This is a genomic window from Methanohalophilus sp. DAL1, from assembly GCF_001683555.1.
Classification (GTDB): domain Archaea; phylum Halobacteriota; class Methanosarcinia; order Methanosarcinales; family Methanosarcinaceae; genus Methanohalophilus; species Methanohalophilus euhalobius.
In genome coordinates this window covers 1-21,313 of the sequence record NZ_MAFX01000007.1, presented here as the reverse complement: position 1 = coordinate 21,313, position 21,313 = coordinate 1, and the positions used below count along the sequence as shown (strand labels likewise).

Genomic DNA, 21,313 nt, shown 5'->3' with positions numbered 1-21,313 from the left:
ATGGATATCTTCAAGGACCTGGTCCTGCCGGACATAATGACATTAACAAACGCTGTTTTCGGACTTTTGGCTATTTTCGCAGCCTTCAGTGGACAGATTGAGCTGGGTTTTGTTTTTGTGCTGATTGCAGCGGTAGCCGATGGGATGGATGGTTATCTTGCACGTACCATAAGTCAGGGTCCAATGGGGGAATACCTTGATTCCCTTGCAGATGCTGTTTCTTTCGGAGTGGCCCCCTCATGCCTGATCTTTTTAGGTACCACAGTTTCCCTGCGTTATGCAGCAGGTGTTTTTGCGTGCCTGTATCTGGTATGTGGGATATTGCGGCTTGCCCGTTTCAACACAAAGAAGAAAACGATCCCGGATTTTGAGGGATTGCCGATCACGGCTTCTGCTGTGGTTTTATCGTCCTACGCCCTGCTTGCCCCCCAGTATATCTATACCTGGGTTATCTTTGGCCTGGTCGTGCTGTTGTGTTATCTAATGGTCAGTGACCATCCTTATCCCAAACTTCGCGGTCCCAGGGCCATGGGTGCTGTATCAATACTATTTTTCTCAACAATACTGTCCTATTTCCTGCTAAATTCCTATGTGTGGATATTCTCCACTATCCTGTTTTTGTCCCTGATGCTATATCTGGAATCTCCTATCATGAGGATTCCCAGACAGTATTATGAAAAATGAGTTAATTCAAAAAGAAAAAGGGAGATCATGTATGTTCTTCTCCCTTTCTGATCTCGAAATTAAGGCCCCGCTCATCGGCATCGACAACAACAGTATCGGATTCCATCACCTCTCCACTGACAATACGTTTGCCGACCTCGGTTTCAAGTTCGTTCTGAATGACTCTTTTCAGTGGTCTCGCACCGTACGTCTCACTGTAGCCAGCATCTCCCAGGTATTTCTTCGCCCGGTCAGTGATTTCAAGATCAATTCTGCGCTCTTTGAGCCTCTGCACAAGGTCCTCTATCTTGATATCCACGATGTATGTCAGCTGGTCCTTGGTAAGGGCGCGGAATATGGCGATCTCGTCGATACGGTTGAGGAATTCCGGCCTGAAGTGTTTGGTGAGTTCGTTCATGGCCGTCTCCTGCATCTTGCTGTAGGCAACTCCTTCTTCAAGTTTGGATATGGCGTAATCCACACAGATATTGGAGGTCATGATCACTATTGTATTCTTGAAATCCACAGTCCTGCCTTTTGAATCGGTCAGCCTGCCGTCATCGAGCAACTGGAGCATGATATTGAATACATCATGATGGGCTTTTTCGATCTCATCAAACAGGATTACCGAGTAGGGATTCCTGCGTACGGCTTCGGTAAGCTGGCCCCCTTCATCATGGCCGATGTAGCCTGGCGGTGCACCGATAAGCCTTGCAACTGTGTGTTTTTCCATGTACTCGGACATATCAATGCGGATCATATGATCTTCGCTATCGAAAAGTTCGGTTGCAAGGGCTTTGGCGAGTTCGGTCTTACCCACACCGGTAGGTCCCAGGAAGATGAAACTGCCGATTGGCCGGCGGGGGTCCTTGATTCCCGCCTGGGCACGGATCACAGCATCTGAAACGGCCTTTACTGCCTCGTTCTGGCCGATCACTCTTTCATGCAGGCGATCCTCCAGATGCACCAGTTTTTCCCTTTCTCCCTCCATGAGTTTGGTAACCGGGATTCTGGTCCACTCGCTTACTACATGGGCGATATCCTCCTCATCCACTTCTTCCTTGAGCAACATATTGGTTTGTTTTTCCTTCAGCCGATTTTCCTCTTCCTCGTATTCATGCTGCAGGGGGACCAGGGTACCGTATTTCAGGCGGGATGCCTTTTCAAAATCGCCTTCTGTCTCTGCCAGTTCCAGCTGGGTCTTGGTATCATCGATCTGCTCTTTGAGGCTGTTCAGTTTTGCAATGGTGGCCTTCTCATTTTCCCAGCGAGTGCGCATTGCATCGGATTCGGCCCGTATTTCTGATATCTCTTTCTCCAGGCTCTGCAGCCTTTCCTTTGAAGCAGCATCTTTTTCCTTTTTCAGGGCTTCCTTCTCGATTTCAAGTTGCATCAGTTTCCTGTCAGCTTCATCCAGGCTGGCCGGTTTGCTGTCAATGGCAGTCTTGACTTTGGATGCTGCCTCATCCAGCAGGTCTATGGCTTTGTCAGGCAGGAACCTGTCCGATATATATCGGTCACTCAACACGGCGGCTGCTACAAGGGCACTATCCTTGAGCCGTACTCCGTGATGAACCTCATATTTCTCTTTCAGACCCCTCAAAATAGAGATTGTGTTCTCGACATCCGGAGCATTCACCATCACAGGCATGAACCTGCGTTCCAGAGCTGCATCTTTCTCGATGTATTTCCGATATTCATCAAGGGTGGTTGCACCTATACAGTGCAGTTCTCCCCTGGCCAGCATAGGTTTGAGCAGATTGCCGGCATCCATTGCACCTTCAGTGGCTCCTGCTCCTACAATGGTATGCAATTCATCGATGAACAGTATAATCTGGCCTTCAGATTCAGCTACTTCCTTCAGGACTGCCTTGAGCCTTTCCTCAAATTCTCCCCGGAACTTGGCTCCTGCGACCAGGGAACCCATGTCCAGGGCCACTATACGTTTGTTCTTCATTGCATCGGGAACGTCCTTTTTTGCAATACGCTGCGCCAGTCCTTCCACAATGGCGGTCTTACCCACACCTGCTTCTCCGATAAGTACCGGGTTATTCTTCCTGCGGCGGGACAGTATTTCTATCGTATGCCTGATCTCATGATCCCTGCCGATTACCGGGTCAAGTTTCCCCTGGTTGGCAAGTTCTGTAAAATCTATGCCGTATTTTTCCAGAGGTTCATATGTATCCTCCGGGTTTTCTGATGTCACTCTGCGATTCCCCCTGATTTCCTTTATCGCCTGGTTCAGGCGTTCTTCATCTGCCCCGAATTCCTCGAGTAGTTTCTTGCTGTAGCTGTCCTTTTCCCGGGCCAGGGATACCAGTATATGCTCTACACTGGTATATTCATCATTCATCTTACTCGCAAGGGTTGCAGCATTATCCAGTACCCGGATGGCTTTCTGGGTGAAGTAAACATTCTCGCTTCCCGGACCTGATACCTGCCCAAGACCTGACAAATGTTTTTCGAGTTGTTCTTTTACCATTGCACTGGAAATATTCATCTTGTCAAGCAATGAAGGCACAAGTCCTTCCCTTTGTTCTAAAAGAGAAAGGAACAGATGCTCCGTATCAATCTGCTGATGATAATATCTTGCAGCAATGGTGCGGGAATTTTGTATTGCCTCCTGGGCTTTCTGTGTGAAATTATTCAGGTCCATAATTATCCTCCCTCATTAAATTCAATGTTTCAGGGCTTTATACTTTTGGAGTGTTTTTTTGAAGACATTCTCCCCCCCCCGGGTGTAAAGCCTCAAAAAAGCCCTGCAAGATGGCAGGGCTTGCCCTATGCCATCAGATTATTATTGCAGGTGCCTTCTCATCCTTTTCCTCATCGTATTCAGCGACAAGGGCTTCGGTGGAGAGTACCATTCCTGCAATAGAGGCTGCATTCTGTAAGCCGCTTCTGACTACTTTTGTCGGGTCAATTACACCTGCATTGTAAAGGTTTTCAACGATTCCCTTCTTGGCATTGTAGCCCACTTCTTCGTCAGCTTCGGCTTTAATAAGTGCTATCACCTCGGCACCTTCCTTACCTGCGTTGTGTGCAATCTGGCGCAGGGGTGCTTCAAGAGCCTTTTTAACAATATTGGCACCAACCATCTGCTCTTTCTCGAGTTCCAGGGTTTCCAGACTTGGGATTGCATGGAATAATGTCACACCGCCACCTGCAAGTACGCCTTCTTCAACGGCGGCTTTTGTGGCATTGAGGGCATCGTCGATTCTCATCTTCCTTTCTTCAAGTTCGGTTTCTGTTGCAGCACCAACTTTGATTACTGCCACACCACCGCCGAGTTTGGCCAGTCTTTTTTGCAATTCCTTCTTCTTGTATTCAGCATCAGTGATATTGATCTGAGACTCTATCATTTTCATACGGCTTTCGATAGCACCTTTATCCCCTTTACCTTCAATGATTGTGGTCTTCTGCTTGTCCACACTGACCTTGTGGGCACTTCCGAGCATATCGTCGGTAACATCCTCGAGTTTCATTCCCTTGTCTTCACTGACAACAGTTCCGCCTGTCAGGACAGCCAGGTCTTCCAGCATATCCTTCTGGTCGTTACCAAATCCGGGGGCCTTGACCGCACTGACTTTGAGGGACCCTCTCATAATATTGAGAATAAGGGCTGCCTGTGCATCCCCCTCTACATCCTGTGCGACTATCAGGAGGGGTTTTCCTTCCTGTGCGACTTTTTCGAGCACCGGTACTATCTGGTTTACATTATTGATTTTCTTGTCTGTAAGGAGGATGTACGGATTCTCAAGTTCACAAACCATTTTTTCCTGATCGGTTGCCATATACGGTGAGACATATCCTCTGTCAAACTGCATGCCTTCAACAACTTCCAGGGTTGTCTCCATTGTTTTGGAGTCGTCTACGGTAATTACGCCATTGTATCCGACCCTGTCCATAGCATCGGATATCAGTTTGCCTATTTCCTCATCATTGTTGGCAGAAATTGTTCCTACCTGTATGATTCTTTCCTTATCCTTTACTTCCTTGCTCTGGGTCTGCAGGTATTCAACGGCTTTAGCGGTTGCTTTATCGATTCCCCTTTTGATTTCAATCGGATTGCCACCCGCTGTAATATTACGTATGCCTTCACTGATCATTGCCTGTGCGAGCAATGTTGCTGTAGTTGTCCCGTCTCCTGTATTATCCTGTGTGCGTGAAGCGACTTCCTTGACAAGTTTTGCTCCCATATTCTCAAACTTGTCTTTCAGCTCGATTTCTTTGGCAATTGTGACGCCGTCATTGGTAACTGTAGGGTTGCCTGATTTATCAAGCACAACATTTCTACCCTTGGGTCCAAGAGTTACTTTAACGGTGTTGGATACTTTGTCGATACCTCTCAGTAAAGCCTGCCTGGCATTTTCGTCGAAAGTGATCTGTTTAGTAGTCATTTATATACCCCGATAATTTATTCCTCAATAATTGCAAGTACATCCTTGAAGTCTATGAATAGATATTTCTCTCCGTCCATTTCCATTTCATCACTCTGGAATCCACCATAGATGATATGGTCGCCTTTTTTGACCGGTAATTCTTTACCGTCTTCATATGTGCCTACGGCTACAATATTTCCTTCCTTTTTCTCTTTCTGGGCACTTTCCGGGATGTATATTCCACCGGAAGTGACCTCCTTTTCCTTAATGGGTTTGATAAGAACTCTTTCTCCAACTGGTTTTATGTTCATGCTTTGTCCTCCTGACCATTTTCAGACTGACTCGGTCAGTATAGAATCTTAATGGTATGTATATTATTTAAACTTTTTGTATTTTATGCATTTCATATGTGTTTTGTATACATCATATCTACATAACTCAGTTATTTTTATATACTAGTATTCTGTTATTATCTTTTATGAGCCAGCAGATTATTCTGGTAAAACTGGAAAAACCCAGGGAGAAGGACCCTGACCAAGATCTATACTGGTTATGTAATAGCTTTGGTCTGTCTTCGGGAAGGGACATAGAAAACACGGCAAACCAGATTGTAATGACTTTGCTTGATAACATTGCCGAGAATGAACGTGTTTCATCGGAAATGATAGCTGAGGCCCTTGGCATAAATCTCTCTCGTGTTAATCACCATGTGCGGAATTTGGTAAAGGCAGGACTTGTTTACCGTGAAAAACGTCTGCTTCATCTAAGAGGAGGAAGCCTGAAGGCAGCAGTACATGAAATGCGCAAAGACTCCGAGCGTATGTTTGATGAACTGGAAGCCATTGCTTCAGATATTGACAAGCAAAAAGGTATTAGTAATCGTTGAAGAATATTTTTGTTGTATCCAGCTTATAAATTAAGGTCTTTAATTTCCATACTTTTTCTTCGGTATGCCAGTTTATTTTATATGGATAAATATTAAGATACTTCTCTATGGCAGAATATGCCTGCCAGAAAACAATTTATGGATTATTCAGATTTGACATTTTCTTTTCCTGGATATTTTTTAAATCGGAGGACAAAACGAGCCCCATGTGGATCATTGTCTTCTACCTGTATTGAACCATAACGATTCATCGTGGTCTTGACAATGTATAATCCCATTCCGCCTTTGCCTGTGGAAAATCCTTCATCAAAAACCTTCTTTTTTATGGAATCAGGTATGCCGGTTCCGTTATCACTTACCCGAACCTCTACATCATCTTCTTTCTCTTGCACCTTTATGTCAATAATATCTGCTTTTCCATGTTTAATTGAATTTTCTATCAGATTTTCAAAAATTGAATATATGACCTCATCGGCCATGACTGTGGCATCACCCTCTATACTTATTTTTAAGTCATATTTACCACGTAGCTTTTCAAAAACCTTACTTAATTGAAATGGTTTGAGTTTTTTCTCAAAATCCAGTGTTTTTTCAAACATTCTCATTTCGTTTATCCGGGAAATACTCTTTTTCACTGCCCTTTTAATCATGTCAAGGTATTTATCATCCCTTTTGTTCCTGAATATATCTACAGACATTGAAATCGCACTCAGATCATTGGATATATCATGGCGAAGGATCTGGTTGACGGTTTGCAGTTCTTTTGTGAGCTGTGCCTGCTGCCTTTGCGTGTTCTTTTTTTCTGTAACATCCTCATAAACAGCAACGACATCTCCGTTTGCAAGTTTGTAGATGTCGTTTTCCCTCCATCCTTCTCTTTCTGAGTCACAATAATGGATGGGTTCCGTATGTATGGGATCGCCGGTATTCCATACCTTCCTTAAGTTGTCCAAAAAGCCTGTTTCTCTGGAATTGGGGAAGGTTAAAGTTACTTTTTTCCCTATGACATCTTCCTTCTTCACCCCTTCAATTTTTTCCACTGCCGGGTTTATATCCTTGATAAGGAAGTCTTCTCCGTTATCAACCGGCTCAAAAACAGCTACTCCGTTTTTCATTGCCCTGAAAAGGTCTGTATATTTTTTCCTTTCCTGATTCAATTCCCCAAACAACATCTCATAGGGTTTGTCAAGACTTGTAACTATTACTGCCTTGTAGATAAGGTAAAAGGAAATTAACTTGAAAAAATGTCCCACAAGGTTTGAAAATCCATACACGCTTATGTAGAATGTAAAAGCGAGTTCTCCAATTATGGTAAAAACAATAGCCAATGCCAGATATTTGTACACATTAGGGAGGAAGTTGCTTCTTTTTTGGTGCAGTAATGTAAGTGCTACTAGCAGGATAGAAGCGATCAGGTATTCACTGTATATTTTAAAAGAAGTCAACCCTGCTCCTTCTATGTAAGAATCCGGGAAATATCCGCCAAAAATTGAAACAATCAGGATTGTTGTGATGATTAGATAGGTTGTTGTCACATTTGAAGCTTTCACCTTTTTCCCCATGAGGAAAAATGATACTACAAGGATCAAACTTTCCAGATATCTTGCTGCTATCCACAGCTGTGTGGGTAGATTTGTATCATAGCCTGGAAATATACCCATGCCTTTATACGCAAAGGTATGCAAAAGATCAATCGAGGCTATGAAAAGGTATCCAATCCCTGCAGCCAGTATGTAATTGTTTTCTATAATGTTCCTGCGGTTCCAGACTATCAGGAAAAAAGCAACTGCAACTACTATGCTGAATAATTCCACAAGTGAATGGAATAAAAGAAAATTATCAAGGCTTATAATATACAATCCGGCTATTACCACTGCTAGAAAGATAATATCACTGTCTTTCCTAAAATCGGTATTATTTTGATTCATATAGCCTCTTCAATGCGAATAGAAGGAACTGTTCTTTTCATTATATGTATTAATGTTATATATGTATTATATTATCCAAATACTGTCGTGTAATACATGAAAAAGAAAAATACGAAACCTATGATAATTGAAATGGAGAATGTCACAGTTTGTAAAAATGGCAACATATTACTGGACAATTTCTCTCTTAATATTAAAAATGGAGAAAATGTTGCGATTATCGGTCCTAATGGAGCGGGCAAATCCTCTTTTATCAAAACGGTTACAGGAGATTTACGTCCTCTTCAATCTGAAAAAACGATTGTCCGCTTATTCGGAAAGAAACGCTGGGATATTTTCGGATTGCGCAACAAAATGGGTATAATCAGCGGTGATCTGCAGGACGAATACATGCGTAATATTCCGGGAATCGAGGTGGTGGTATCTGGTTTTTTTAGCAGTATAGGCCTGTATCGCAATCATACTATTACAGGGGATATGAAAAGGCGGGCTCATGAGGTGCTCGGCTTTCTTGGTATTGAGCATCTTGCCTCACGTCCCATAAACGAAATGTCAACAGGACAGGCTCGCAGGCTACTGGTTGCCAGGGCACTTGTGCATGACCCGGATGTACTGATACTGGATGAACCTGCAAACAGCTTAGATATCAGGGCACGGCATATTTTCAGGCAGTCCATGCGCACTATTGCTTCAAAAGGTAAAAACATAATTCTTGTGACACATAATCTCGAAGATCTGATTCCCGAAATTGACAGGGTGGTCCTGCTCAGCGAAGGAAGGGTATACAGGGACGGGCCAGCGGATGAAATATTAACTGCAGAAAACCTGTCTGATATATTTGGAATACAGGTGCAGGTTTTCTCTAAGGATGGTTACTATCACGCCTGGTGATTATTTACGTATCATGGACTGGATTTCTGAACTGACTGTGGGGAACACATAAACCACTCTCTTGAATTCAGAGAGCGTCAATCCGAGCCTTATTGCCATTGCAAAGAGATTAATCACTTCTTCTGAATGAGACCCCAGTAGGTGGGCGCCTGCAATTGTTTGGCTATCTTTTTCTATGATGACCTTTGAGGCTGCATAGTTTTCCGACAGGCGCCTGCTGTTATACCAATGGCTGCGGTCATGGATCAGGACTTCATACTTTTCAGTAGATTCGGACAGGCTAACACCTACACTTGAGAGAGGAGGAAGGGTAAATACTGTGGAAGGAATGCCGGTATAATCCACTGTCTTGACATTTCCTTTTATTATATTGTCTGCTGCAGTAGTTCCCTGCAGACTTGCAACAGGGGTTAAAGGAGCTCCCGGCTTTACACAATCGCCGGCTGCATATACATAAGGATTGGAGACACTTTGCATGTACTCATTTGTCTCCACGAATCCGTCTTTGGTTTCAACATTCCCCTTTTCAAGTTCCATTCCTTCAAGGGCTGCAACCCTGCCGGAACCGTTGACAACCAGGTCACATTCAATCCGGGATTCTTTGCCCTCACTGTCCCTGGTATTCACAGTATATCCTGCTGAAGTACTTTCAACAGAACTGACAGAGACACCGGTATTGACATTTATGCCGGCTTCTTCGGAAGCTTTTACCAGTAATTTGACCATGTCCCTGTCAAAATGTTTGAGCACTTCACTTCTTTGTAAGATAGTTACCTGGCTTCCCGCCCGGGCAGCGATATGGGCAAATTCGAACGAAATATAGCCACCACCCACAAAAACAATTCTACTGGGCAATTCATCGAGATTGAGAAATTGTTCACTTGTAATCAGATGTTCTTCTCCCTTGATTCCGATTTTTCGGGGTACTGAGCCGGATGCAATCAAAATGTGTTTGCCCTTGAGGACTGTATCTGCTATCTTGACTTCATTTTGGGAAACAAACTTTGCCCCGCCATGATAGGTCTCAACATCCATATTTTTGAACTTTTCTTCCTTGTTGGCGGGGAATTTTTCCACAAACGTTTGCTTATATTCCATTAACTTGCTCCAGTCTACGGAAGATTGTGGCATGATCCCCAGTTTGTTGAAACGATTAACCTGTTCAACGGTTTCTGCAACACCCACAAGTACTTTTTTTGGCACACATCCCCGAAGTGCACATGTCCCGCCATATTCTCTGATATCTGTAATTGCGATCTTCATTCCTGCCGCAGCTGCCTTGTTCGCACAAACGGTACCTGCTACACCTGTCCCAATGATTATAATATCATATTCTCTGGCCATTTCTTTCAACCCTTAGGGGAAAATTAGGTGGTTGGAAGATAAATGGCTATCGCAAATATGGTTTAAAAATCGAAAAGAGTCTTCTGGGATTTGGCAGGTTTTGGATTATCCTTTTCCTTTCCTCCCATTTGATTTTCTTCTGCAGGGTCTTTTTCTGCTGAAAACATGGAATCAAGGGTCGACTGTCCCTTGTCTTTTTCAGGAGCATGCATGAATATGTCGATATCTTCATCTTCCTTTTCATGCATCATTTCCCGGGAAGCATCATAGATTTTCTGGATTTTCTTTGTCACCCTTTTGCTTTCCGTCAGGTAGGCTATCTCATCTACATCGAGTTCAAGAGTATATGCTGCATCAACTGCATAGTCCTCGTTTTTGAGTAAAAGCCCGTACATTCGAAGCAGGTCTATACGGCAATCCCTGATTGGTTCATTGCAGTGTAATCCCACCTTTGCAGCTATGTTATCCCTCATGTTTCTTTTGGAGCGCAGTTGGCCCATACGTCTCCACATGGAAGGGGGTTGTAACTTGCGGAAACCGGAATGGGGATGCTTCTTTGCCATTGCCGTTCCTCCGCTTAACAGAAATCCTGCATATCTCCAGAGCCCGTAGTTCTGCCGCAATCGTACCCTGCCAAGATATGTGTCAGCTCTTGAAAGATTATGGTAGGCGGCAGTTAAATCTTCACTTAGTGTTTCATCCTTGTCCAGATACTGGTTGGGGAGGTTCTCGTCCACCCACTGAATAAGGTCTTCAGGTGTTTCGTCCAGGGAAAAAGTAGCCCTGTAGGCTTCAACAGGGTCCATGCCCTTGAAAACTTTGGTAAGTACTTTGAAAATAGATTCTTTTGTATCCCTTTCGGCTGTTGTTACATCCACAACTTCTATCTCTTTTTTATCGGTTGCTGTTGCCTGCAAATCTTTTATGGCACTTCTTAGATCACCGCCTGTATTTTCAGCGATTTTCTCCAGCACGCCTGTACCACATATTATCCCTTCCATTTTGCATATCTTTTTCAGTGCAGACAGAATGGAGCGCTGGGGAATGGGATTGAATTTTATATTCACACAATGAGAACGCAGAGTTGATGAGAGGGCATACAGGTCATTGGCAATGAGTATAATAGGTTGATTGGATTTCTTGATCACATTCGTAATGGCCCCGGTTCCTCCCCTGTCGGCCGAGCCGTGCATATTATCTGCTTCATCCAGTATTATGAGGCGCTTTTGTATCCCTGTAAGTGTACTCATGCGTGAGGCAGAACCCGCCACCTTCTCGATAATCCCGGCAGTCCGCTGGTCACTGGCATTCATTTCTATAATTTCCCAACCCGTCTCATTTCCCAGTGCATGAGCAGCGGATGTCTTTCCAACACCGGCAGGCCCACTCAATATGACTGCTTTTTTTTCAGGAACTCCATGCTCCCATTCTTCTTTCCAGTCACGGAGGGCCTGCAGGGGCTTATTGTTCCCCACAACATCTGCCAGTTTGGCAGGACGGTATTTTTCTGCCCAATCTTGCGCTATTGTCATCTGTGACCTCACCTATATTAAAGCGAAAACTAATTAATAATTGTGTTGTTTGTTGATTGTTTAACTTTGCCTATTAATGAGGGTGCCCATGCAGAAAAAGACAGACGGATTGCTGGATATCATACGTACGAGGGCTCTTGATAATTGTCCCCGGGTTGCACTGGGTGTGCACAATCCCACCCCCAAATTGATCCAGAGTGCAGAAAAAGCTCAGGTTGAAGGTTATGCCAGGGTGGTTCTTATAGGCAACCAGCGTGAGATATCGGCAATCGGGACAAACCTTGAAGTGATCGATACCCCACAACCGGAAAAAGTTCTCGGCAGTCTGCTTGCATCCGGGGATGTTGATGCGGCTGTGAGAGGCACGGCAAAAGCCTCGGGTACCCTGTCTCACCTCAAAGAAGTACTCGGCATCGAGAAATTATACAGGGTTGCTTTCCTGCTAACTCATGACAATAATCCTTTTTTCCTTGCACCTGTGGGTATTGATGAAGGCCACTCTCTTTCCGATAAAATCGAACTTGTACAAAGAAGTGCTGCCTATATCCGCAGGTTTGGTATTGAGCCTGAAATTGGCATCCTGTCGGGAGGGCGTATGGGGGATCTTGGCCGTGACGAACGTGTGGATCGCACCCTGGCAGATGCGGATTTCCTGGCAAACCGGTTAAACGATGCAGGAATCGATGCAAAACATTACACGATACTTATAGAGGATGCCATCAGGAAATCTAACTTCATCCTTGCCCCGGATGGCATATCAGGTAATCTTATCTTCCGTTCACTTGTATTTCTGGGTGGAGGCAATGGAATAGGGGCACCCGTCCTACTGGATAAACATGTGTTTATTGATACATCCCGGGCGGGAGGCCATTATACTCTGGCCATAATGCTTGCCGCATCTCTTGTTTCCAACAAAAAGGAGATAGTATAAATTGTATACAGTTTCTGAAAAATGGCCTGTTACAAAAGGGGATTTCAGTGCAGGCAATCCCAAATCCTGTATTGCCGTGGTAACCCTTGCAAGTTCGATGCCTCTGTTTGAAAAAGCAGCAATCTGGGGTAGTTGCAAAACGGAAAACCTGGGGGCTGAGAAAGTCGTAATGAATGTCGTTTCCAACTGCAATATCAGGTACATACTTCTCTGTGGTAGTGAATCCCGGGGCCATCTTGCCGGCCAGACCCTGAAAGCCCTTTATGAAAACGGTATTGATGAAGATGGCAGGATTCTGGGCTCCGAGGGGGCGATTCCCTTTATTGAGAACCTGGAGATTGAAACCATTGAGCGTTTCCGCCAACAGGTGGAACTTATAGACCGTACCGGGCTTACTGACATTGAGGAAATATACTCGATTGTTGACAATTATCATGATTCGGAGAAACCCTTTGAAGCTTCTCCAATATCCTTTAAAAAAGCTGTCAGGAAATATCAGCCACCTGAATCCATCGGTGCTGATATACTTATCAGTGAAAAAGTGGTTATGGATGCATTTTCCGGTTTTATTTACGAGATCGCTTGAGGTTTTCAGATGTTCAGGTTCCAAAAAGAGCAAAAAATTGCCAATATTGCCGGTGTGAAAATCGGCGCAAATCCCGGTGAACTGCCCACAGCCCTTGCAGGCACAATATTCTACGAAGGACATGATATAGTGGAGGATGCTAATGAAGGGTTGTTTGATCGCAAAATTGCAGAGGACCTGCTCAATTCCCAGCGGGCATCATCTGATGAAACCGGTAATCCCTGTCTGGTGCACATATTCGGCAATACCGAACAAGCCCTACGCAACTATATTGATTTTGTCAGTGAAATTACGGATTCTCCTTTCCTTATCGATTCCCCCGACCCCTTGGTCCGGATGGCTGCGGCAGAATATGTGAGCGAGATTGGTTTGGGGGACAGGGCAGTTTACAATTCCATAAATATGACCATTGGTGAAAAGGAGCGCAAGGTGTTAAAAGATTCAGATATAGACAGCTCCATAGTTCTGGGTTTTAATGCCATGGATTCAGGTTTCAAAGGCAGGATGCAACTTCTGGAGTCCGGTACATTTTCAATGGACAAAGGCCTGATTGATATCGCTCTGGAATGCGGAATGTGCAATATACTGATTGACCCCGGGATAACTCCTATGGGTAATGGTTCCGGGGTCAGCCTGAGGGTTACGCTGGCAGCCAAGGCCAAATGGGGGTTGCCGGTAGGTTCGGGAATTCACAACGCTCCTTCTTCCTGGGAATGGCTCAGGGATAAAAAGAAACATGATCCCCTTGTGTTTAAGATGTGTGATATCGCATCTGCCGTAATGCAGCAGGCAGCGGCCGGAAATTTTGTGCTTTATGGCCCCATTGAGAATGTACCCTACATCTTCCCGGTGGCTGCGATGTCAGATATCATGATCTATGAATCTGCCGAGGAATTTGAAATAGAACCTGCTTCTTCCCATCCATTTAACAGGTTGGTCTGACTATATCGTTTTATAAATAAGTCAATGGTCTATACTAATGAAGTGATTCAGATGAGACAATTGAAAATTGACATTCCTGATAACCTCTTTGCGAAACTGGAACTGATGCCGGATAGTGACAATTTTATATGCAGTTTGCTCGAAGATGCCCTTGATACTGAAAAGACAATCGATGATTCAGGCTTGATGGCTCAAAAACTCATCTCAATTGAAAACAGATTGAAATCTATTGAGGACCACATTGCATGCACTTCCTCGCCAGGTCCAGTTCCCCCTTCTTATGTGGCTGATACTTCATCTGCGGATGAAATACCTGTAGTGACTGCAAATCCTGAATCCGGCGAAGTTGGTGAACAGGATGATGATCCGTTCTATACTGGAATGAAAAGGATAAGGAATAATGAAAAAGTGATCTCCGTGGACGAAGTGCCTTCTCCTCTTAAACAGAGTATACTCCAGTATCTTCCTGATGGTATGATAATTAAAAAGCAAGTTCTTATAAGCCTGCTTTCGGTCCGCTATCCGAAGGATGAAGTTGAAAATAGTATTGAAGATATGATAGGGGAAGGCACCATCTCCACCGTGGATAAAAAAGATGGCCCCTGCGTTCAACGTAGCTGATTATTCCCTGATAGCGCCCTTGTTGGCAGAACTTACGGATTTCCTGTAACGGGCAAGATATCCTTTTACTTCTTTTACAAGAGGTTCGAAGTTTTCTTTTCTCTTTTGCATCTCTTCTTCATCGATAAGAAGCTCCAGTTTCCTTGCAGGAATATCGATCTCTATCATGTCCCCTTCCTCTATTAGGCCAATTGGTCCGCCTTCCATGGCTTCCGGAGAAATATGGCCTATACAGGGCCCCCTGGTTCCACCGGAAAATCTGCCATCTGTGATAAGGGCAACTGAATCTGCCAGCCCCATGCCTGCAATTGCCGATGTCGGGGAAAGCATTTCCCTCATTCCCGGCCCTCCTTTGGGGCCTTCATAACGGATTACCACAACATCTCCGGGATTGATGTCATTATCAAGGATTGCATGCATGGCTCCTTCCTCGCTTTCAAAGACCCTTGCAGGGCCCTTGTGCTGCATCATTCCGGACTCAACAGCTGCCTGTTTGACCACTCCACCTTCCGGGGCGAGGTTTCCTTTCAGTATTGCCAGGCCTCCTTCCTTATGGAGGGGCTTATCAAGGGTCTGGATAATCTTCTTATTTATGGCAGGATTTATGATCACGTATTCGTCGATATTTTCTCCAACTGTCTTTCCGGTGATAGTTCTTTCTCCGGGATTGAGTTTTGGTTTCAATCTCTGCATTATTGCATGCACACCACCGGCTCTTTCAAAATCGATCATGTGATATTTGCCACCAGGTCTCAATCCGATGAGATGCGGGATTGAACGGCCCAGGCGATCAAATGTATCCAGGGGCAGTTCCATATCGAACGCATGGGCAATAGCCGGCAGGTGCAGGGCTGTGTTGGTACTCCCGCCTACTGCCATGTCTACCATGATCGCATTCTCGAAAGATTTCTGGCTGACCACCTTGCGTGCTGACAAACCTTCATCCACCATTGCAACGATACGTTCTCCGGATTCCTTGGCGATGTGGATCTTTTTGGCATCTACCGCATGGGCCGTGGCACAGCCGGGCAGGCTCAGTCCAAGCGCTTCGGTCATACAAGCCATTGTATTGGCGGTAAACATTCCGGCACATGATCCGGCACCCGCACATGATACATTTTCAAGTACTTTCAGTTGCTCGGCGGTGGCTTTGCCGGTGCGGTGTTCCCCGATTCCTTCGAATACGGAGATCAGGTCCCGGGGCTCATCTCCCGAAAAACCGGGTAGCATAGGTCCGCCGGTAACCACGATAGTCGGAATATCAAGCCGGCCGGCAGCCATGAGATGGCCGGGTGTGATTTTATCACATGATGTGATCATTACCATGCCGTCCAGACGGTGGCCTTCGAGCATGAGTTCGATCGAATCCTCGATGACTTCCCTGCTGGGGAGGGAATATCTCATTCCTTCATGCCCCATCGCAATACCGTCACATATACCTATGGTATTGAATTCAAAGGGAACTCCCCCGGCATTGCGTATGCCTGCCTTGACGGCTTCGGATACTTTATCAAGATGAATATGGCCTGGAACAACTTCGGTCCAGGAATTTACCACCGCGATAAACGGTTTTTCCATTTCTGAATCGGTAACTCCTGTAGCTCTGAGGAGGGAACGGTTGGGTGCCCTCTCTGTCCCTTTTTTGATACTGTCACTTCTCATGTGGAAACCTCTGGGTAATTACTCCATATGTATGAAACATTAAATATAAGTAAGCTTTCTGTTTGTCATTATAGGAAGGTCCACGGTATCCATGAAAATTGCAATCATAGACGGTTATGTTGACGAACCCGCATGTTTCGGAGTTCCTCCTTATATTTCTCCCTACATACGCTATATAGCAGGAGCCCTGGTTGAGCGTGGTATCGGTCGGGATAATATATCCTATTTCACAATAGACGGTATCAGGAACAGTAAAAAGGAAGACCTTGCCCTGCTTGGTCGGGCTGATCTTGTAGTTATCCTGTCGGGAATGACCGTCCCCGGCAAATACCTGCGCTCCTCTCCTATCACCCTGAAGGAAATCGAATACCTTTGCAGGACCGCTGCGGGTGTGAAGGTGATCGGTGGACCTATACGCCTGGGTTACAGCAGTGAAGGCGGCATGGCAGCCTCAACCCTTGAAATGGCTGATGAAAATGTATTTGTTGCACGGCAGGACATCGAGGCATTTGTGCATGATATAATTGCCCCCGGCCCTTGCATCGGGGACCCTGATAATGTTGAACACCGGATGCGTACGGTTGGGGAGATTGGCAGATGGGCCGACAAGGGTGCCTTTATAATCAGGCAGCATCCGGATTTTCCGAATATAATGTGTGAGATGGAAACCTATCGCGGATGTGGCAGGGATACTCACTGTTCTTTTTGTACTGAATTCTTTTATGGTCCGTCAACCTACCGTTCCGTGGAGGATGTCGTTGCCGAAGCCGCCAGTCTTTATAAGGAAGGTGCCCTGTATTTCCGCCTGGGTCGTCAACCTGATCTTTTCACCTATCATGCAGTGGATTCAGGGGATTCTCTCCCAAGGCCGAATCCGCAGGCGCTTGAATCTCTGTACTCGGGTATCCGGAAAGTGGCTCCGGGGCTGGAGGTACTGCATATGGACAATGCCAATCCGGCCACTATAGCCACCTATCCGGATGAATGTAGTAAAATCATGAAGACCATTTTGAAATATCACACACCCGGGGATGTAGCAGCCATGGGTATGGAAAGTGCTGATCCCGCTGTAATCAGGGCCAACAATCTCAAAGCAATGCCTGATGATGTATTTGAAGCTGTAAAATTGATGAATGAGATTGGAAGCATAAGAGGTGAGAATGGTCTTTCACATCTGCTTCCCGGACTTAATTTTGTACACGGTCTGGCAGGAGAAACAAAGAAAACCTTCGGATTGAATTATGATTTCCTGAAAAATATCCTGGATGATGGTCTTTTGTTGCGCAGGATAAACATTCGCCAGGTTATGCCTTTTAGCGGAACTCCTGTGGCAGAACAGCAGCTCCCTCTGGCCAAAAACCGGAAAATGTTTTTGAAATACAAGGAAAAGGTCCGCAAGGATATTGATTTACCCATGCTGAAGAGGGTCGTGCCCGAGGGGACTGTACTTAAGGATGTGCTTTGCGAGGTATGGAGTGAGAGTTCGGTGGGTACCTTTGGCAGGCAACTGGGTTCCTACCCAATACTTGTAGGTATCTCAGAAAAACTTCCCATAGGTGAATTTGTTGATGTGAGGGTAACAGGTCACGGTTTCAGGTCTATTTCAGCCACAGTAGTTCGTGAATGACAAGTTTTATCATGAATAGTAAATTAGTCGGAGCATGAGAAAACTACTATTTATTTTGGCACTTGCCGCAATTCTTCTCATAAGTGGCTGCTCGACCCCCGCTGAAGTTGCAGAGGAAGGAGACAATGTCACCGTGGATTATGTTGGTGAGTTTGAAAACGGTACGGTATTTGATACTTCCATAGAAGAAGTTGCCCGGGAAGAGGGAATACACAACCCTGCCAGATCATATGAACCTCTGGGCTTTACCCTGGGAGGAGAAGGGATGATCAAAGGTTTTGACAGTGCAGTGCAGGGAATGGCTGTCGGGGAAGAAAAGACAGTGCAACTTTCACCTGAACAGGCATATGGTACCTACAAGGAAGAACTTGTCAGGGCAGTACCCCTTGGTGATTTGCCCAATACAACGACACCATACCAAATAGGTGACCGGCTTTCAACCGCCTATGGCCGGCAGGTAGTTATTGTTGATGTCAATGACACCGCTGCAATGATTGATTTCAATCATCCTATGGCCGGTAAAACACTGAAATTCAATATTACGCTGGTATCCATAGAAGAATAAAAAGTAACATTAAATGGTTGAATATCCTGAGTGGATATTCAATCACTCTTTTTCAAATTAACCATAATCAGGATTAAGCAAATTGTCCTGTATTGTGGACCCACTTTTGATTGTCAGGTCCGGCCAGATCTTGACATTGGAATGGATTGTTGAATCGTTCCCTATATGTACTCTTGGGCCTATTACAGTCCCGTTTTCCAGGCTGCAGTTTTGGCCAACCACTGTAGTGTTGTCAATCACAGTACCTGAAGTGTTACAATTACTTCCTATGGTCACATCATTGAATATATAGGATGAAAGAATTCTGCATCCATCCTTGATGACACAGTTAGAACCAATCGTCGTATATGGGCCTATCAGGACATTGTTGCCTATTGTTGTGTTCTCACCGAGCACCACTGGGCCCACAACTGCGGAGTTGGAACCGATCACCACATTGTTGCCTATTTTGAGGGGTCCGTTTATACGGGAATCCTTGGTGTTGAAGTGACCTTCAATGGTAGTTCCAGGCATTGATTCAAGCATCCAGCGCTGTGCCTGGCGATAGGCTGCCGGATTGCCTACATCGGTCCAGTGTCCTCGCACAAGCAAACCATTGATTCTTCTGTCTTCTGCCATCAGTGATGGAAACAGATCTTTGGCAAAATCGTAGGGCTGGTTTTCCGGGATCCATTTGAAGATTTCCGGGTCACACATATATATACCCGTGCTTGCAAGATTGCTGAATGTTTCACCGGGTCCTGGTTTTTCAAGGAATCGATTTATACGGTTATTCACATCCATATCCGCGATGCCGAATTCCCTGGGATCATCTATGGATAGCAGACCGATTGTAATGATTGCGTCATTGCGCTCATGGAACCTGTACATATTACGGAGTTCAAGATCCATGACATGATCTCCTCCAACAACCAGGAACGGTTCATTACAGAGGTACTTCTCGGCATTTTTCACACCTCCTGCTGTGCCCAGTTTTGTTTCTTCATACACATATTCCACATGGACACCAAACATGCTGCCATCACCCAGTTTTTCCAGTATCTTATCACCCATGTAGCCCAGGGTGATAATTATCTCAGTGAATCCCTCTTTTGCAAGTTGCTCCACAAGGTGTACCACTGATGCTTTGTTGATGATTGGAATATTTGGTTTTGGTCTGTCAAACGTTAAAGGCCTAAGTCGGGTCCCCTTTCCTCCACACATAATACAGGCTTTCATATATAGGAATGATATTTTTTATGACTTAAAATTGTACCGATTTACATTTTCTTGATATCGTTTTCATTTTTCACTATGATTTCCTGTTCCCCCTTATACTCATCCACTTCTCCCTTTATCCTCAATTTATCCCCGACAGTTATCCGTGAATCTATATTCATTGCACCGTTATCTTCCGGTATAAATACAGTTAGCAAATCGGAATTATAATCTATCTGAAGAATCAGGTGATTTCCATTGAATGTGGCTTCCTTACTGTATAGGGTTCCTTCGATTGTCACAGTTTTCCCTACTTCTGTAGAATCTGTTAAGGGCTGTTCACCTGTTTTGTTAAAAGAGTTGGGAAAATAGGTGACATATGCTACAGCCAGGGATAATATCGCCATTGTCAGCAAAATCGCAATTACCTTTTCTTCTTTCTCCATGCTTAATTTTCCGTTCATCTTATTATGTTCGACCAATGTGTGTGACCTAGAAATATTTTTGTATCGATGACTAGTCGTGTCGTTTATGCGATAGAAGATAAAATTTCCTCTGATGGCAAATACTGGAAGGATTCACTGGCTCAATGAGGAACCTATTGGAAGGGGAACATACGTACTTTACTGGATGCAATCGGTTCATCCCCACATGTGTGGGGAACTCCCATGCAAACAATCTTCATCACCGGCGGACCCACCTGAAACGCTTCGTCTACTTCAGCTCCGCCGCCATCTATGGCGACACCTTACATACCCCCATCGATGAGAACCATCCCACACAACCCCTCTCCCCCTACGGCGTCAGCAAACTCGCAGGCGAACAGTACGCCCTCATGTACCACCGCGCCTTCGGCCTGCCCGTAGCAGTGCTGCGCCCCTTCAACATCTACAGCCCCCGCCAGGATCCCTCCAATCCCTACTCCGGTGTCATCACCAAATTCATCGAGCGTGCAAAAGCCGGCCAATCCCCGGTAATCTTCGGCGATGGCGAGCAGACCCGCGATTTCATCTCCGTGCACGACATCGTGGATCTGGTAGAACTGCTGGTCGAAAAGGACGCAGCCATCGGCAGGGTCTTCAACGCCGGCACCGGCACACAGACCGCTGTCAACCGGCTCGCCGAAATCGTGCTGGAGGTTTTTGGCAGTGACCTGGCCCTGGAATACCGGGAGGCCCGCACCGGTGACATCCGCCACAGTGTGGCCGACATCAGCGCGGCTAAAACACTGGGATTTGTCCCGCAAGTTTCCCTGGAGGAGGGGCTGGCGGAATTTGCGGGGGAGTGAAAATAACAATATTAATTTGTTTCAAGCCATTTGTCCCTGGCGATTTTGGCCTGCTTAAGAATTCTTTTTAGTAAAGCCACACCAATTTTCCCTTTGTGTGGATTTGGTATGGTTAAAACAAGATCGCCTTTTACCATAAACGGATGCTTTCCTCCGGAATAGGGACCCTCAAAACCCAATTCTCTGAGTCTTTTTACAAGGGTTTTCCAGTCTACAGGATTTAGCTTAGGCAACGGCAAATTCTCCGAGATCGTCTATTGTATGGTTG

Annotated in this window: 20 protein-coding genes; 10 read left to right on the top strand and 10 right to left on the bottom strand. The window is 45.2% G+C overall.

Annotated elements, in window-relative coordinates:
* Complete coding sequence (locus tag A9957_RS01930) at window positions 1-684, top strand: archaetidylserine synthase (RefSeq protein ID WP_096712988.1); 684 nt, start codon at window positions 1-3, stop codon at window positions 682-684.
* A gap of 25 nt (window positions 685-709) precedes the next feature.
* On the opposite strand, the gene clpB is transcribed toward A9957_RS01930, so the two are convergent.
* The 3 genes from clpB to groES all read right to left on the bottom strand — a co-directional run bounded on the left by clpB (window position 710) and on the right by groES (window position 5,356).
* Window positions 710-3,319: an ATP-dependent chaperone ClpB gene (clpB, locus tag A9957_RS01925; RefSeq protein ID WP_292342997.1), complete on the bottom strand. Its 2,610-nt coding sequence runs from the start codon at window positions 3,317-3,319 to the stop codon at window positions 710-712.
* 133 nt (window positions 3,320-3,452) lie between these two features.
* On the bottom strand, window positions 3,453-5,063 hold the full coding sequence (gene groL, locus A9957_RS01920; protein WP_096712986.1) for a chaperonin GroEL: 1,611 nt from the start codon (window positions 5,061-5,063) through the stop codon (window positions 3,453-3,455).
* Between the two features lie 17 nt (window positions 5,064-5,080).
* Window positions 5,081-5,356 (bottom strand): co-chaperone GroES, encoded by a 276-nt coding sequence (groES, locus tag A9957_RS01915; RefSeq protein ID WP_096712985.1) that lies wholly within the window; start codon window positions 5,354-5,356, stop codon window positions 5,081-5,083.
* Between the two features lie 167 nt (window positions 5,357-5,523).
* Between groES and A9957_RS01910 the strand changes: the two genes are divergently transcribed.
* A complete protein-coding gene (locus A9957_RS01910; RefSeq protein ID WP_096712984.1) occupies window positions 5,524-5,931 on the top strand; it encodes a MarR family transcriptional regulator in 408 nt (135 codons plus the stop codon).
* A 143-nt stretch (window positions 5,932-6,074) separates the two neighbouring features.
* Here the strand turns inward: A9957_RS01910 and A9957_RS01905 are convergent, their stop codons facing one another.
* Window positions 6,075-7,859, bottom strand: coding sequence for an MASE3 domain-containing protein (locus A9957_RS01905; RefSeq protein ID WP_292342995.1), 1,785 nt, complete (start codon window positions 7,857-7,859; stop codon window positions 6,075-6,077).
* 96 nt (window positions 7,860-7,955) lie between these two features.
* Between A9957_RS01905 and A9957_RS01900 the strand changes: the two genes are divergently transcribed.
* Window positions 7,956-8,750 carry an ABC transporter ATP-binding protein gene (locus tag A9957_RS01900; RefSeq protein ID WP_105460965.1) on the top strand — a complete coding sequence of 265 codons (795 nt, stop codon included), beginning with the start codon at window positions 7,956-7,958 and terminating at the stop codon, window positions 8,748-8,750.
* On the opposite strand, the gene A9957_RS01895 is transcribed toward A9957_RS01900, so the two are convergent.
* Window positions 8,751-10,094, bottom strand: a complete 1,344-nt coding sequence (locus A9957_RS01895; protein ID WP_096712981.1) for an NAD(P)/FAD-dependent oxidoreductase — start codon at window positions 10,092-10,094, stop codon at window positions 8,751-8,753.
* Window positions 10,095-10,156: 62 nt separating this feature from the next.
* Entirely contained in the window at window positions 10,157-11,626 is a 1,470-nt protein-coding gene (locus A9957_RS01890) for a replication factor C large subunit (protein ID WP_292342993.1), read from the bottom strand.
* Window positions 11,627-11,714: 88 nt separating this feature from the next.
* Here A9957_RS01890 and mtxX point away from each other — a divergent pair, with 88 nt between their 5' ends.
* The 4 genes from mtxX to A9957_RS01870 are packed head-to-tail and all read left to right on the top strand — an operon-like array spanning window position 11,715 to window position 14,706.
* Window positions 11,715-12,557 (top strand): methanogenesis marker protein Mmp4/MtxX, encoded by an 843-nt coding sequence (mtxX, locus tag A9957_RS01885; RefSeq protein ID WP_292342991.1) that lies wholly within the window; start codon window positions 11,715-11,717, stop codon window positions 12,555-12,557.
* Window position 12,558: 1 nt separating this feature from the next.
* Complete coding sequence (locus A9957_RS01880) at window positions 12,559-13,143, top strand: tetrahydromethanopterin S-methyltransferase subunit A (RefSeq protein WP_096712978.1); 585 nt, start codon at window positions 12,559-12,561, stop codon at window positions 13,141-13,143.
* 9 nt (window positions 13,144-13,152) lie between these two features.
* The gene (gene mtrH / locus A9957_RS01875; protein ID WP_292342989.1) at window positions 13,153-14,085 is read left to right on the top strand and encodes a tetrahydromethanopterin S-methyltransferase subunit H; all 933 of its coding nucleotides are present in this window, start codon (window positions 13,153-13,155) and stop codon (window positions 14,083-14,085) included.
* A 51-nt stretch (window positions 14,086-14,136) separates the two neighbouring features.
* The gene (locus A9957_RS01870) at window positions 14,137-14,706 is read left to right on the top strand and encodes a hypothetical protein (protein WP_292342987.1); all 570 of its coding nucleotides are present in this window, start codon (window positions 14,137-14,139) and stop codon (window positions 14,704-14,706) included.
* On the opposite strand, the gene ilvD is transcribed toward A9957_RS01870, so the two are convergent.
* A complete protein-coding gene (ilvD, locus tag A9957_RS01865) occupies window positions 14,707-16,368 on the bottom strand; it encodes a dihydroxy-acid dehydratase (protein WP_292342985.1) in 1,662 nt (553 codons plus the stop codon).
* Window positions 16,369-16,459: 91 nt separating this feature from the next.
* Between ilvD and A9957_RS01860 the strand changes: the two genes are divergently transcribed.
* Both A9957_RS01860 and A9957_RS01855 read left to right on the top strand, forming a co-directional pair.
* Window positions 16,460-17,995: a radical SAM protein gene (locus A9957_RS01860; RefSeq protein ID WP_292342983.1), complete on the top strand. Its 1,536-nt coding sequence runs from the start codon at window positions 16,460-16,462 to the stop codon at window positions 17,993-17,995.
* Between the two features lie 34 nt (window positions 17,996-18,029).
* A complete protein-coding gene (locus A9957_RS01855) occupies window positions 18,030-18,560 on the top strand; it encodes a peptidylprolyl isomerase (protein ID WP_292342981.1) in 531 nt (176 codons plus the stop codon).
* Between the two features lie 57 nt (window positions 18,561-18,617).
* On the opposite strand, the gene A9957_RS01850 is transcribed toward A9957_RS01855, so the two are convergent.
* On the bottom strand, window positions 18,618-19,778 hold the full coding sequence (locus tag A9957_RS01850; RefSeq protein WP_096712972.1) for a sugar phosphate nucleotidyltransferase: 1,161 nt from the start codon (window positions 19,776-19,778) through the stop codon (window positions 18,618-18,620).
* A gap of 41 nt (window positions 19,779-19,819) precedes the next feature.
* Entirely contained in the window at window positions 19,820-20,203 is a 384-nt protein-coding gene (locus tag A9957_RS01845; protein ID WP_096712971.1) for an OB-fold nucleic acid binding domain-containing protein, read from the bottom strand.
* A gap of 155 nt (window positions 20,204-20,358) precedes the next feature.
* Between A9957_RS01845 and A9957_RS01840 the strand changes: the two genes are divergently transcribed.
* Window positions 20,359-21,045 carry an NAD-dependent epimerase/dehydratase family protein gene (locus A9957_RS01840; RefSeq protein WP_243641502.1) on the top strand — a complete coding sequence of 229 codons (687 nt, stop codon included), beginning with the start codon at window positions 20,359-20,361 and terminating at the stop codon, window positions 21,043-21,045.
* An 11-nt stretch (window positions 21,046-21,056) separates the two neighbouring features.
* Here the strand turns inward: A9957_RS01840 and A9957_RS01835 are convergent, their stop codons facing one another.
* Window positions 21,057-21,278, bottom strand: coding sequence for a type II toxin-antitoxin system HicA family toxin (locus tag A9957_RS01835; protein ID WP_096713086.1), 222 nt, complete (start codon window positions 21,276-21,278; stop codon window positions 21,057-21,059).
* Window positions 21,279-21,313: the final 35 nt, after the last annotated feature.